11 protein-coding genes and 2 pseudogenes are annotated in these 12,500 nt (G+C 72.4%); 5 read left to right on the top strand and 8 right to left on the bottom strand.

Going from position 1 to position 12,500, the window contains the following annotated elements; all coding sequences use genetic code 11:
• The first annotated feature begins 46 nt into the window (after positions 1–46).
• A complete protein-coding gene (locus tag ACFPZI_RS16210; RefSeq protein ID WP_381363643.1) occupies positions 47–1,069 on the top strand; it encodes a Gfo/Idh/MocA family protein in 1,023 nt (340 codons plus the stop codon).
• A gap of 47 nt (positions 1,070–1,116) precedes the next feature.
• On the opposite strand, the gene ACFPZI_RS16205 is transcribed toward ACFPZI_RS16210, so the two are convergent.
• The 3 genes from ACFPZI_RS16205 to ACFPZI_RS16195 form a co-directional block, all read right to left on the bottom strand.
• The gene (locus ACFPZI_RS16205) at positions 1,117–1,545 is read right to left on the bottom strand and encodes a PaaI family thioesterase (RefSeq protein WP_381363641.1); all 429 of its coding nucleotides are present in this window, start codon (positions 1,543–1,545) and stop codon (positions 1,117–1,119) included.
• Positions 1,546–1,593: 48 nt separating this feature from the next.
• Positions 1,594–2,268, bottom strand: coding sequence for a response regulator transcription factor (locus tag ACFPZI_RS16200; RefSeq protein WP_381363640.1), 675 nt, complete (start codon positions 2,266–2,268; stop codon positions 1,594–1,596).
• An 81-nt stretch (positions 2,269–2,349) separates the two neighbouring features.
• Positions 2,350–3,567, bottom strand: coding sequence for a sensor histidine kinase (locus ACFPZI_RS16195; protein WP_381363740.1), 1,218 nt, complete (start codon positions 3,565–3,567; stop codon positions 2,350–2,352).
• Between the two features lie 215 nt (positions 3,568–3,782).
• Between ACFPZI_RS16195 and ACFPZI_RS16190 the strand changes: the two genes are divergently transcribed.
• Positions 3,783–3,983 carry a hypothetical protein gene (locus tag ACFPZI_RS16190; RefSeq protein WP_381363638.1) on the top strand — a complete coding sequence of 67 codons (201 nt, stop codon included), beginning with the start codon at positions 3,783–3,785 and terminating at the stop codon, positions 3,981–3,983.
• Positions 3,984–4,027: 44 nt separating this feature from the next.
• Here ACFPZI_RS16190 and ACFPZI_RS16185 read toward each other — a convergent pair.
• The 3 genes and pseudogenes from ACFPZI_RS16185 to allB all read right to left on the bottom strand — a co-directional run.
• Positions 4,028–4,135: pseudogene (locus ACFPZI_RS16185) on the bottom strand (dihydrofolate reductase family protein); the annotation flags it as partial.
• Between the two features lie 95 nt (positions 4,136–4,230).
• Positions 4,231–5,427: an allantoicase gene (gene alc, locus ACFPZI_RS16180; RefSeq protein ID WP_381363636.1), complete on the bottom strand. Its 1,197-nt coding sequence runs from the start codon at positions 5,425–5,427 to the stop codon at positions 4,231–4,233.
• A gap of 150 nt (positions 5,428–5,577) precedes the next feature.
• Positions 5,578–6,918, bottom strand: coding sequence for an allantoinase AllB (gene allB, locus ACFPZI_RS16175; protein ID WP_381363634.1), 1,341 nt, complete (start codon positions 6,916–6,918; stop codon positions 5,578–5,580).
• A gap of 227 nt (positions 6,919–7,145) precedes the next feature.
• Between allB and ACFPZI_RS16170 the strand changes: the two are divergent.
• A pseudogene (locus ACFPZI_RS16170) lies at positions 7,146–7,961 on the top strand (IclR family transcriptional regulator); the annotation flags it as partial.
• A 158-nt stretch (positions 7,962–8,119) separates the two neighbouring features.
• On the opposite strand, the gene ACFPZI_RS16165 reads toward ACFPZI_RS16170, so the two are convergent.
• Complete coding sequence (locus tag ACFPZI_RS16165; protein WP_381363632.1) at positions 8,120–8,437, bottom strand: DUF5955 family protein; 318 nt, start codon at positions 8,435–8,437, stop codon at positions 8,120–8,122.
• A 291-nt stretch (positions 8,438–8,728) separates the two neighbouring features.
• Between ACFPZI_RS16165 and ACFPZI_RS16160 the strand changes: the two genes are divergently transcribed.
• Both ACFPZI_RS16160 and aceB read left to right on the top strand, forming a co-directional pair.
• Entirely contained in the window at positions 8,729–9,427 is a 699-nt protein-coding gene (locus ACFPZI_RS16160; RefSeq protein WP_381363630.1) for a nucleotidyltransferase family protein, read from the top strand.
• Positions 9,428–9,609: 182 nt separating this feature from the next.
• Entirely contained in the window at positions 9,610–11,235 is a 1,626-nt protein-coding gene (gene aceB, locus ACFPZI_RS16155) for a malate synthase A (RefSeq protein WP_381363629.1), read from the top strand.
• Between the two features lie 51 nt (positions 11,236–11,286).
• On the opposite strand, the gene ACFPZI_RS16150 is transcribed toward aceB, so the two are convergent.
• Positions 11,287–12,201: a HipA family kinase gene (locus ACFPZI_RS16150; protein ID WP_381363628.1), complete on the bottom strand. Its 915-nt coding sequence runs from the start codon at positions 12,199–12,201 to the stop codon at positions 11,287–11,289.
• Between the last annotated feature and the right edge of the window lie 299 nt (positions 12,202–12,500).

Raw genomic sequence — 12,500 nt, 5'->3', positions numbered from 1 at the left:
GGACATACGGATTGACAGGGAGGGGCGCGGGCCGCAGGTTGTTCCCATGCGCATCGGGGTCATCGGTACGGGCCGTATCGGCACCATTCACGCCCACACACTCAGCAGGCATCGCGACGTCGGATCCTTGATCCTCACGGACGCCGACCCGGCTCGGGCACAGGCCCTCGCACACCGGCTCGGTGAGACGGCGGCGCCCGGGGTGGACGAGATCTACACCTGGGGGGTGGACGCGCTGGTGATCACCACGGCCACGTCCGCCCACGCCGAACTCATCGGCCGGGCAGCCCGCGCGGGGCTGCCGGTGTTCTGCGAGAAGCCCATCGCCCTCGACCTCGCGGGCACGTTACAGGCGGTCTCGGAGGTCGAGGCGGCCGGGACGGTCCTGCAGATGGGCTTCCAGCGCCGGTTCGACCCCGGCTACACCGGCGCGCGTGAGGCGGTGCGTTCGGGCCGGCTCGGCCGGCTGCACACCGTACGGGCCATGAGCAGTGACCCCGAGCCGCCGCCGGCCGGGTATCTGCCGCAGTCCGGCGGGCTGTACCGGGACGCGCTGATCCATGACTTCGACATCGTGCGCTGGGTGACCGGCCGGGAGATCGTGGACGTCTATGCCGCCGGGTCCGACGCGGGTCCCGCGATGTTCCGCGAGGCGGACGACGTGGACACCGGCGCGGCGCTCCTCACCCTCGAGGGCGGCACGCTCGCCGTCCTCACCGCGACCCGGATGAACGGCGCGGGCTACGACGTGCGGATGGAGCTCGCCGGGGAGCGGGACCAGATCGTGGTCGGCCTGGACGACCGTACGCCGATCGCGTCCACCGAGCCGACCGGGCCCCCGGCCGCGGACAAGCCGTGGACGGGCTTCCTGGAGCGCTTCGGGCCCGCGTACGAGGCGGAACTGATCGGTTTCGTCGAGGTCGTGCGGGGCGAGCGGGCCAATCCCTGCGACGGGCGCGAGGCCCTCCAGGCGCTGCGCGTCGCGGAGGCGTGCGAGCTGTCCCGGCGGGAGCGCAGACCGGTACGGCTGAGGGAGATCGCGGGCGGGGCGGTGGCGCCCTACGGGTGAGCGGCGGCCCCCGGGCGCTCGGGCGACGGGCGACGGGTGACGGGTGCTCAGGGTGCGGAGACCGGCAGGACCGTGCCCTGGGCGACCGCGCACAGGGTCGCGGTGCCGTCGTCGTCGAGGGTGTGCAGGTCGCAGCGGACGACGGCCTGGCGGCGGCCGGCGTGCACGACCTCGGCGCGGGCGCGCAGGGTGCGCCCGGTGGCCGGACGGAGGTACTGGATGGAGAAGCCGCCGGTGAGGACGTACGGGCCGAGCGCGGTGCCGCCCGCGAAGGTGAGGGCGTTGTCGGCGGCGTAGGAGAGGACGCCGCCGTGCAGGAAGCCGTTCTGCTGGTGGAGCTCCGCGCGGACGTCGATCTCGAGGGTGGCCGCGCCCTCCCCGAAGGCGGTCACGCGCGTGCCGAGCAGCCGGCTGAAGGGCTGGCTGTCCAGCGCCTGCTGGGCCGTGGCCAGGTCGAGTCCGGGGGACGCGGTCATGGGAACGGGGCTCCTTCGGGCGGCGGATCGGACGGGGCACCGGCGACGCTAACGCTCCTCGGTGCCGTCCAGGAGTCCGGCGTCGTGGGCGAGCAGTGCGATCTGCACGCGGTTGTTGAGGTCCAGCTTGGCCAGGATGCGGGAGACATGGGTTTTGACGGTGGCCACGCTCATGTAGAGCTCGGCCGCGATCCCGGCGTTGGCGTGCCCCCGGCCGACCGCCACGGCGACCTCGCGTTCACGGTCGTTGAGAGCGGCCAGGCGCGCGCGTGCGCTCGCGCGCCGCGCGTCGGCGGTGGTATCCGCCGCGTGTGCCATCAGCTGCCGGGTGACCGTCGGCGACAGCGCGGGATCGCCGGCCGCGACCCGGCGCACCGCGTCGACGATCTCGGCCGGCGCGGTGTCCTTGAGGACGAAGCCCGCGGCTCCCGCGCGCAGCGCCCGCAGCACCTGCTCGTCGGCGTGGAAGGTGGTGAGCACCACGACCTGCGGGGCGTCCGCGCGCCGGCGCAGCAACTCGGTCGCGGTGAGACCGTCCACCGACGGCATCCGGATGTCCATGAGGACGACGTCCGGGCGGGTGCGGTCCACGAGCGCCTCCACCTCGCCGCCGTCGGCGGCCTCCCCGACGATCTCGATGTCGTCGGCACCGCCCAGCATCAGGGACAGGCCGGCCCGCACCAGCGGATCGTCGTCGACGAGAAGCAGTCTGATCGCAGTCATGGGCCTCACGTCATCACGGTGGGACGGGGCGGGGCCAGCGGGGGCTCAACTCCGTTGCGCGGTCGCGATGTCGGCTTCCGCTCACCCCCACGGCAGCCGGGCCCGGACCTCGAACCCGCCGTCGGGCGTGCGGCCGTGCTCCAGGGTGCCGCCCGCCAGGGTAGCCCGTTCGGTGAGGCCGATCAGACCCTGCCCGGCGCCGGGGACGGGGGGCACGTCTCCTTGGGGTGGGGGGTTGTGGACGGACACGGTGAGGCCCTCTCCCGGGCCGCCGGTGACCGAGACGGTGACCTCCGTACCGGGGGCGTGCTTGCGGGCGTTGGTCAGGGCCTCCTGGACGATCCGGTAGGCGGTGCGGCCGACGGAGGCGGGGACGGCGGCGGAGGCGGGGACGCGGTGGTCGAGGGTGACCTTCATCCCGGCCGCCCGGGACTCGGTCACCAGCGTGTCCAGCGCCGCGAGCGTCGGCTGCGGCCGGCCCGCGTCCTCGGACTCGCCGGTCCGCAGGACGCCGATGATCTCCCGCAGGTCCTGCAGCGCCTCGTGCGCGCTCTCCCTGATGACGCCGGCCGCCCGCACGATCTCCTCGCGGGGCGCGTCGGGCCGGAACTCCAGTGCGCCCGCGTGCACGCTGAGCAGCGTCAGCCGGTGCGCCAGCACATCGTGCATCTCCCGGGCGATGGCTTCCCGCGCGCCCCGCTGCGCCTGCTCGGCCCGCAGCCGCGCCTCCGTCTCGGCCCGCCGTGCCCGGTCCCGCAGGCTCAGCATCAGCTGCCGCTTGGACCTTACGAACATGCCCCAGCCGACGACCGCGGCCAGCAGCACCGTGAGGAGGACGATCGAGGCGAGATACGGCAGTTCGGGGTCGGGGCGCCACCAGAAGTAGAGCGGGACGAGCACCGCGTGCGCGCCGCCCACCCAGGCCACGTACCGGAAGGGGCGGTGCACGGCGAGGGAGAACAGGGCGATCACGGCCACGCCGCCGGAGGTCTCCGAGACGAAGCCGACGGGGAGCATCACCGCGGCCAGTCCGAGCGGCCAGCGGCGGCGCAGCCAGATCGCGCCGCAGGACAGCGCCCCGATCACCTGGTCGAGGGCGGCCAGCGAATGCGGGACGGCGGGGTTGTCTGTGACCGTGTCGGCGCCCAGCATGCCTATGCCGACGGCCAGCAGGAAACAGGTGAAGTCGACGACCCAGTCGCGCGCGGTGCGCCGGGGCCGGCGCCCGGACCGGGCGGCGTCGGGGTCGAGCTCGTGGATGAGAGCGGACGGGAAGAACCATCTGCGGCCCAGGAACACCGGGGCGGTCCACGCCGCCTTGTCAGCACTCGTCACAGTCGACGAATGTACGCAGGGCCCGCCCGCCCCACCGCGGGGCGGGCGGGATCGCCCGCCAAAGTGGTGGGGCCGCAGACTTTCGGCGTACCTGCCCGGAGGAGACCGGGACTTTCGTCTTCGGGGAACCGCCCGGCGGCCGATGTACGCGCCGGGGGCGCGCGGCCATTGTCTTCCGCATGAAGAAGCTGCTGGAGATTCTCGGATTCATCGCCCTGATCCAGGGCCTCGCGGGCCTGGTGCACCAGTTCACCGACTGGAACTGGGGCCTGGTGCAGCGGATGGGGTTCCTGGAGGGCTTCGAGATCTACGCCGGCCTCGCCCTGCTGGCGCTGGCCGTCGCCCTGTTCGCCGCGGCGGAGAGCACGAAGTCCGGCTGATCATCGACCGGACCTCCGGCTTCCGGCCCCGGTGCCGTTCGTTGTCAGGCGTTCTCCGGAAGCTCGTACGAGCCGTACTCGGGGCGCCCCGCGAGGTCGTAGGTCTGGCTGGAGACGCCCGCGGCCGTGACCTGGCCGTCGGTGTGCCGGAAGGGGCCACGCGGCGTGATCGCGCCGTAGGACGCCGAGGACCCGCGCGGCGCGCCGGTGCTGTGCGGCCGGTGCGCCGCGCGGGGACCCCGGTGGGTCAGCCGCCCAGTTCCCGGTGACGTGCGGTCAGAGCGGCCGAGCCCTGCTCGGTCAGTGAACCGAACAGGCGTAGCCGGGAGATGCCGCCGTCCGGGAAGATGTCCACGCGCGCGTGCGTGCCGATCGCCGGGACGGGGAGGACGAAGCGGTGGTTGGTGTCGGGCTGGAGACGGGTCCGGGGCAGGATCTCCCGCCAGCCGCTTTCCCTGCCGCCCCCGCCGCCGTCCCTGCCGCCCCCTCCTTGCCCGTTGGCTGCGCCGTCCTCGCCGTCCTCGCTGTCCCGTACCGACACCGAGGCCCAGCCGGCGCTGTTGCCCTTCAGGTATGCCGTGTCGATCTCGAGGGCGCGGATCTCCGCCTGGCCCGCGAGCCGGTAGCGGATCCAGTCGTGCCCCTGGTCACGGCGGCGGCGGGTCTCCCAGCCGTCGTCCATCCGGCGGGAGCGGCCGGGCCGGATGGTGTTCGCGGGCGGTGAGTAGAAACGGTCGGACGCGTCCTCGACCCGGCCGCCGTTCTCCAGGGCGACGACGTCGAAGGTGCCCAGGACCTCCAGCCACACCGGGTCCGGTACGACCTCGCCGTACACCCGCAGGCGCGCGATGCCCCCGTCGGGGTGCTGGGACAGGCGCAGGTGGGTGAAGCGCCGGTCGGCCGTTACGGCGAAGCCGTTGGCTGCGTGGCCGCCCACCGGGGTGCGCGGGAGCAGCGTCGTCCACGTCACCTCGCCCGACAGCAGTTCCTCCGGTCCCGGGGAGCCGGGCACCGAGGCACCCTCGACCGACACGGCCTGGGGGTGGTTGCCGCGGAAGTGGGCGGTGTCGACGACGATGCCGTGGACGACTCCGGGCGCGCCGAGGCGGATCAGTGCCCAGTCGTGGTCCTCCGCCGTCGGCCAGGGGTGTTCGGCGGAGGAGCCGCGGCGGCGCCGGGTCTCCCAGCCGTCCATGATCTTGCCCTTGTGGCCGAAGTGCTCGGAGTCGAACACGGCACGACCGGGCAGCAGCAGGTTCTCGCGCTCGGCGAAGAACTCGTCGTTGGCGGCGACGACACCGGCGCCGAGCCGGCGGTCGGCGAGGTCGGTGAGCCGGGTGAAGGGGAAGTCGGCGGTGCGGTAGTCCGCGTACGGGTCGCCGCCGCCGTAGGGACGCGCGTCGCCGGTGAAGCGGGACGCCGGGTATGCGTGCTGCGCGGTCACGGTGGTCCGGTCCTGCCTTTCGGTGGTCGGTGGGCGCTCGTCGGTGGACGGTGGGCGCTGGTCGATGGGTACTGGTCGATGGGCGGTGGACGAGGTCCTGGCCGGCGGTCGGCGGGTGCCGGACACCTGCCGCGCTCCCTCCCCGCCCCGTCAGGAGACGCGGGTCAGCAGCCGGCCCTGTGGTGCGGTGAACCCGCCGTCGGCCATGATGCGCCGGCCGCGCAGCCAGGTGGACTTCACGACGCCGTACAGGGTCCTGCCCGCGTACGCCGTCACGCGGTTGCGGTGCTGGAGCCCCGCCGGGTCGACGGTGAAGGTGTCGTCGGGGGCCAGGACGGCGAAGTCGGCGTCCCGGCCGGGCGCGATGGCACCCTTGTGGGCGTCGAGGCCGACGAGTTCCGCCGTCCGCGCCGACATCCAGCGCACGACGTCCTCCAGGCCGTGTCCCCGTTCGCGGGCCTCGGTCCAGACGGCGGGCAGGCTGAGCTGGAGGCCGGAGATGCCGCCCCAGGCGGTGGCGAAGTCGGCCGTCTTGAGGTCGGCGGTGGACGGGGAGTGGTCGGTGACCACGCAGTCGATGACGCCGTCCGCCAGCGCCTGCCAGAGCGGGCCCTGGTTGGCGGCTTCGCGGATGGGCGGGCAGCACTTGAACTCGCTGGCTCCGTCCGGGACTTCCTCGGCGGTGAGGGTCAGGTAGTGGGGGCAGGTCTCGACGGTGACGCGCACTCCGTCGGACTTGGCCCCGGCGATCAGCGGCAGCGCGTCGCTGGAGGACAGGTGCAGGATGTGCACGCGCGCGTCGAGGCGTTTCGCCTGCGTGAGGAGCCGGGCGATGGCGGTGCCCTCGGCGTCGCGCGGGCGGGAGGCGAGGAAGTCGGCGTACTTGGGGCCGCCGCGCTGCGGGGCGGCGTCGAGGTGGTCCGGGTCCTCTGCGTGCACGATCAGCAGCCCGTCGAAGGCGGCGATCTCCTCCAGGGTACGGGCGAGTCGGTCCTGTCCGAGGTGCGGGAACTCGTCGACGCCGGACGGCGACAGGAAGGCCTTGAAGCCGAAGACGCCGGCCTCGTGCAGCGGGCGCAGGTCCTCGACGTTGCCGGGCAGGGCGCCGCCCCAGAAGCCGACGTCGACATGGGTCCGGCCGACGGCGGCCCGCTGCTTGGTGCGCAGATGGGCGGTTGCCGTGGTCGGCGGGAGGGAGTTGAGCGGCATGTCGACGAGCGTGGTGATGCCGCCGGCCGCCGCCGCGCGGGTTGCGGTCCAGAAGCCCTCCCACTCGCTGCGGCCCGGGTCGTTGACATGCACGTGGGTGTCGACCAGGCCGGGCAGCAGGAAATCGTCGCCGAGGTCCGTCAGGCGGGCCGTCCCGGGGACGGGCGCCTCGTGCGGCAGGACGGCCGTGATCGTGCCGTCGGCGACGGCGACCGACGCGGCACGTGTCCCCTCGGGAGTGATGACGCGCGTCGAGCGCAGCACCAGTTCGACGTCGGGCACCCGCACCCTCCTCACCCGATTTCAACGTTCTGTTGAAGGAGTCTTCACTCCCGCTCCGATGCCGTCAAGGGGCACACTGCCCGCGCGGACACCGGTGGCCACTCTCTGGACGATTCCATAAAGCGGAATTAGGATTCCGGGAAGCAGAATGAGTGAATGCGCAGACAGGCAGTCGACCGACTGGCAGGTAGGCTTCCTCCTTCCCGTCAGCCCGAAAGGAACGCGCCGTGCCGACGTCCAGCGCCAGCACCAACGACTCCGTCCGGTCCACCCCGGGCGGCGGAGTGCAGTCCCTCGAGCGCGCCTTCGACCTGCTCGAGCGGATGGCGGACGCGGGCGGCGAGGTCGGCCTCAGCGAACTGTCGGCGAGCAGCGGACTGCCCCTGCCGACGATCCACCGCCTGATGCGCACCCTGGTCGCGTGCGGTTACGTACGCCAGCAGCCCAACCGCCGGTACGCGCTCGGCCCGCGCCTGATCCGGCTCGGCGAGTCCTCCTCCCGACTGCTGGGTACCTGGGCGCGCCCGTATCTGGCCCGCCTGGTGGAGGAGACCGGCGAGACGGCCAACATGGCACTGCTCGACGGGGACGAGGTCGTGTACGTCGCACAGGTGCCGTCCAAGCACTCCATGCGGATGTTCACCGAGGTCGGCCGCCGTGTCCTGCCGCATTCCACCGGCGTGGGCAAGGCCCTGCTGGCCGGCTTCCCGCCACAGGACGTACGGGCCCTGCTCGCCCGTACCGGAATGCCCGCGGCGACGGACAGGACCATCACCACGCCGGAGGGTTTCCTGGCGGCGCTCGACGAGGTGCGCCGCCAGGGCTACGCCATCGACGACAACGAGCAGGAGATCGGCGTACGGTGCCTCGCCGTCCCCGTGCCCGACGCCCCCACCCCGGCCGCCCTCTCGATCTCCGGTCCCGCGGGACGGGTCACGGAGGCGGCGACGGAGCGGATCGTGCCGGTGCTCCAGCAGGCGGCGACGGAACTCTCCGAGGTGCTCACCACCCCGGGCAGCGGTCCGACGGTCCGACCCGGCCCGACGGTCCGACCCGGCCCGACGGTACGACCGAACCCGGCGGCCGACCCTGCTCAACGACCGGCCGACTCGACGACCTGATCCGAATCGACCCGGTCACTCACCGCGATCACAGCGCCCGCGCACGCCCCCCTTTCGAGAAGCGTGCGCACAGGTGTGCGTCAACCCCGCGGTGACGGCCCGAACAGATCCACCGCGCCCCGCACTTCGCCCAGCCCCCGGCTCAGTGCGCTCACCGAGCCGATCGCGCCGGCGATCAGCAGCAGGGAACGGCGTAACCGGGGAATCTCGGGATTGCCGCCGGCCGCGTGGGCGTCCAGTGCGGCGAGTTCGTCCTCCGCGATGATCCTGTCAGGGAACTCCGCGGGATGGGCTGCCAGTTGGCGACGCAGCCGGGCCACGGCGGAGCGCAGCTCCGTCACCCGTGGATCGTCCTCTCGACTGCCGGTCGCATGCCGCTGCTCTACGCTCCGCAACACAGTCCTCCCCCTCGCACGCGGTGGTGCGCCTCCCCACCGGCCCCGCCGCCCCGTCGGCCGGTGCGCGCCAGTAAACGCCACCCCACCCCCTCCGCGCCAGTCCGCTGCGTCATCGGCTTGCTCCACAGCGTGACATCGCAGGCCGGATGCGCCCCTTCACGCTCCCTGCTTCCGCCCCGTTTCCGCCCCTTCCGCGCCCTCCGCCACATCACCCACCGCGCCACCCCCGCGCCACCCACCAGGTTCCTCCGACACCCGGCGATCCGTGGGGCAGTGAGGTATGCAGAACGCATGACGACACGTCGGACGAGCCCGGACTCAGGACGGGCCACTGGACAGGTGGCGGGACTGCTGCTCGCGGCGGGCGGTGGACGGCGACTGGGCGGCCGGCCCAAGGCGCTGCTGACTCACCAGGGGCGGCCGCTGGTGGAGCACGCGGTGCGGGCGTTGCGCGCGGGCGGCTGCGAGCGCGTGCACGTGGTGCTCGGCGCGCGGGCGGACGACGTCCGCGCGCGCGCCGAGCTGCCGGACTGCGTGCTCGTCGACAACCCGGACTGGGAGCAGGGCATGGGCTCGTCCCTGCGGGCCGGGCTCGCCTCGCTGGCCGGTACGAAAGCGCGGGCCGCCCTGGTCCTGCTGGTCGACCAGCCCGGAATCGGCGCGCAGGCGGTCGCGCGGGTACTCGCCGCGTACGCGGCACGGGAGGCGGGGCACCCGCAGGACACACGGAACTCGCGAGAGGCGCGGGAGGCGCGGGAGGTGCAGGAGATGCAGGACCCACTCATCTCGGCCACCTACGCCGGCGTACGCGGTCACCCCGTCCTGTTCGGGTCCACGCATTGGGCCGGTGTCGCCGCGGCCGCGACCGGCGATCAGGGGGCCCGCGCCTACCTGAAGGAACACGCGGACGACATCCTCCTCGTCGAGTGCGGGGACGTGGCCGAGGCCTACGACATCGACACGAAGGAGGATCTGAGCCGCCTCGGGTGAGCGGGGGCCACCTGCCCGACCCGAGGTGTCCCGACATCAACAAACCATTGAACTTCCACGATAAGGAAACTACTATCCACAGCCCGGAGCGCTCCTCGGACCCATCCCTCCCCCGGGCGCTCTCCGCCGTACCCGGGTCGACCGGCACCCGGTGCCGTGCCCGCCGAAGGAAGTGACAGCTGATGTCCGCACCAGCGCCGCACCCGCTGGCCATCGTCGACGCCGAGCCCCTCCCCCGGCAGGAGGAGGTCCTCACCGAGGCGGCCCTCGCCTTCGTGACCGAGCTGCACCGACGGTTCACGCCCCGGCGCGACGAACTCCTCGCCCGCCGCGCGGAGCGCCGTGCCGAGATCGCCCGCACCTCCACGCTCGACTTCCTTCCCGAGACGTCCGCCGTCCGCGCGGACGACTCCTGGAGGGTGGCCCCGGCCCCCGAGGCCCTGAACGACCGCCGGGTCGAGATCACCGGCCCCACCGACCGCAAGATGACCATCAACGCCCTCAACTCGGGCGCGAAGGTGTGGCTCGCGGACTTCGAGGACGCCTCCGCGCCCACCTGGGAGAACGTGATCCTCGGCCAGCTCAACCTGATCAACGCCTACACCCGGACCATCGACTTCACCGACCCGGTGTCCGGCAAGTCGTACGCCCTGCGCCCGGACGGGGAACTGGCGACGGTCGTCACGCGCCCCCGCGGCTGGCACCTGAACGAGCGCCACCTCACCGACGCCGACGGCACCCAAGTACCCGGCGCCCTGGTCGACTTCGGGCTGTACTTCTTCCACAACGCCCAGCGTCTCCTGGACCTCGGCAAGGGCCCGTACTTCTACCTCCCGAAGACGGAGTCCCACCTCGAAGCCCGCCTGTGGAACGACGTGTTCGTCTTCGCTCAGGACTATGCGGGCATCCCCCAGGGCACCGTGCGCGCCACCGTCCTCATCGAGACGATCACGGCCGCGTACGAGATGGAGGAGATCCTCTACGAACTGCGCGACCATGCCTCGGGGTTGAACGCCGGACGCTGGGACTACCTGTTCTCCATCGTCAAGAACTTCCGTGACGGCGGCGAGAAGTTCGTCCTGCCGGACCGCAACGCGGTCACGATGACGGCCCCGTTCATGCGTGCGTACACCGAACTCCTCGTGCACACCTGCCACAAGCGGGGCGCGCACGCGATCGGCGGCATGGCGGCCTTCATCCCGTCCCGCCGGGATCCGGAGGTCAACAAGATCGCGTTCGAAAAGGTGCGCGCCGACAAGGACCGTGAGGCGAACGACGGCTTCGACGGCTCCTGGGTCGCCCACCCGGACCTGGTCCCGATCGCCCTGGAGTCCTTCGACCGGGTGCTCGGCGACAGGCCGAACCAGAAGGACCGGCTGCGCGAGGACGTCGACGTCAGTGCCGCCGACCTGATCGCGATCGATTCCCTGGAGGCCACTCCGACGTACGCGGGCCTGGTCAACGCGGTCCAGGTGGGTATCCGTTACATCGAGGCGTGGCTGCGCGGCCTCGGCGCGGTGGCCATCTTCAACCTGATGGAGGATGCGGCCACCGCCGAGATCTCCCGCTCCCAGATCTGGCAGTGGATCAACGCGGGCGTCGTTCTCGACACCGGCGAGTTGGTCACCGCGGAGCTGGCCCGCAGGGTCGCCGCCGAGGAACTGTCGAACATCCGCGGCGAGTTGGGCGAGGAGAATTTTGCGGCGGGTCACTGGCAGCAGGCCCACGACCTGCTGCTGACGGTCGCCCTCGACGAGGACTACGCCGACTTCCTCACCCTGCCGGCCTACGAACAGCTCAAGGGGTGACATCTGCCACCCGGGAGGCCCGCCGCGGCGGGGCGGGCCCGCGCCCCCGGGTCATCCCAGGTGGACCGACCAGTCCTGCTCCGCCGCGGGCTTGCCGTGCAGATCGGGAACGTTCTTGAGCCAGGCCGGGCGCCCCTGCCGGGAGCGGGCCGCACGGCGGGCGTTCTCCGCGGCCAGTTCCTCCGCGTCGGGAAAGTCGGTCGGCAGCCACCGGGCCGAGGCCCGCGCACGCGCGTACAGATACGTCACGTACGCCTCGCGGGCCGCGTCGGGCGTCGCGAAGTCCGGCTCCCCGGCGAGCCAGGCGTCGGGCACCTCGGCGGTGATGGTCCGCAGCAGCTCCTCGGTCACCTTGGGCGCGAGTTCGGCATCGGCGGCGCGGACGTCGGGACCGTAGCCGCCGAGGGCGTGGTGGCGGAAGTCGTACGCCTTGGCCGGGTCGGACGTGTCCCAGCGGTGATGGAAGACGAGCGCCGCCCCATGGTCGATGAGCCACAGCCGGGGCGGCGCGACGCCGAGCGTCGGCCAGACCATCAGATTGGAGCTGTGGACGGTCCGGTCCACGTTCACCGTGAGCGCGTCGAGCCAGACGATCCGCCCGGCCTCCACCGGATCGACGGGAAAGACCTCGGCGACCTCGGGCGTGAAGTCCCGCGCACCCGGGAGAAAGTCCATGCCGAGGTTGGTCCCGGCACTGGCGGCGTGCAGCTCCCGCACCTCCTGATGCGGCTCGCCGGCGGCGATCGCCGGATCGAAGTCCACCAGGACCAGCTCCGGGAACCGCAGCCCCAGGGCCCGCGCCAGCTCCCCGACGATCACCTCGGCGACCAGCGCCTTGCGCCCCTGCGCGGACCCCGTGAACTTCACGACGTAGGTGCCCAGGTCGTCGGCCTCGAACACGCCGGGAACGGAACCGCCGGACCGCAAGGGTGTGAGGTAACGGGTGGCGGTGACCTCAGTCAGCATTTCCCCAGGCTACGCGATCCCTTGGCCTTGCAATCCATGACCTTCCCAAGACCCCCGCGTTCCGGGGAATCGGCCACGATCAGCCCTGGGGAGAATCCGGGGAGTTTCGGCCGGCGCATTGCTCTTCCGGCTACCCGAGCAGTCCGTCGCTCACGTGCAGGTGCTGTTCGGGGAACGCCCGTGCGGCGGAGACGGAGACTGCACCGGCCTGCACGACGGTCTCAAGAGGCCTTGCCTTCTTCGGGCTTCGCCGGCACGCACAGCCATGCGAGGCCCGCGGCGGTGAGGTAGGCGAGCGC

Source organism: Streptomyces chlorus (genome assembly GCF_042655885.1).
Taxonomy (GTDB): domain Bacteria; phylum Actinomycetota; class Actinomycetes; order Streptomycetales; family Streptomycetaceae; genus Streptomyces; species Streptomyces chlorus.
Note: the sequence above shows the minus strand (reverse complement) of the source record. Positions and strands in the feature narration are given on the sequence as shown.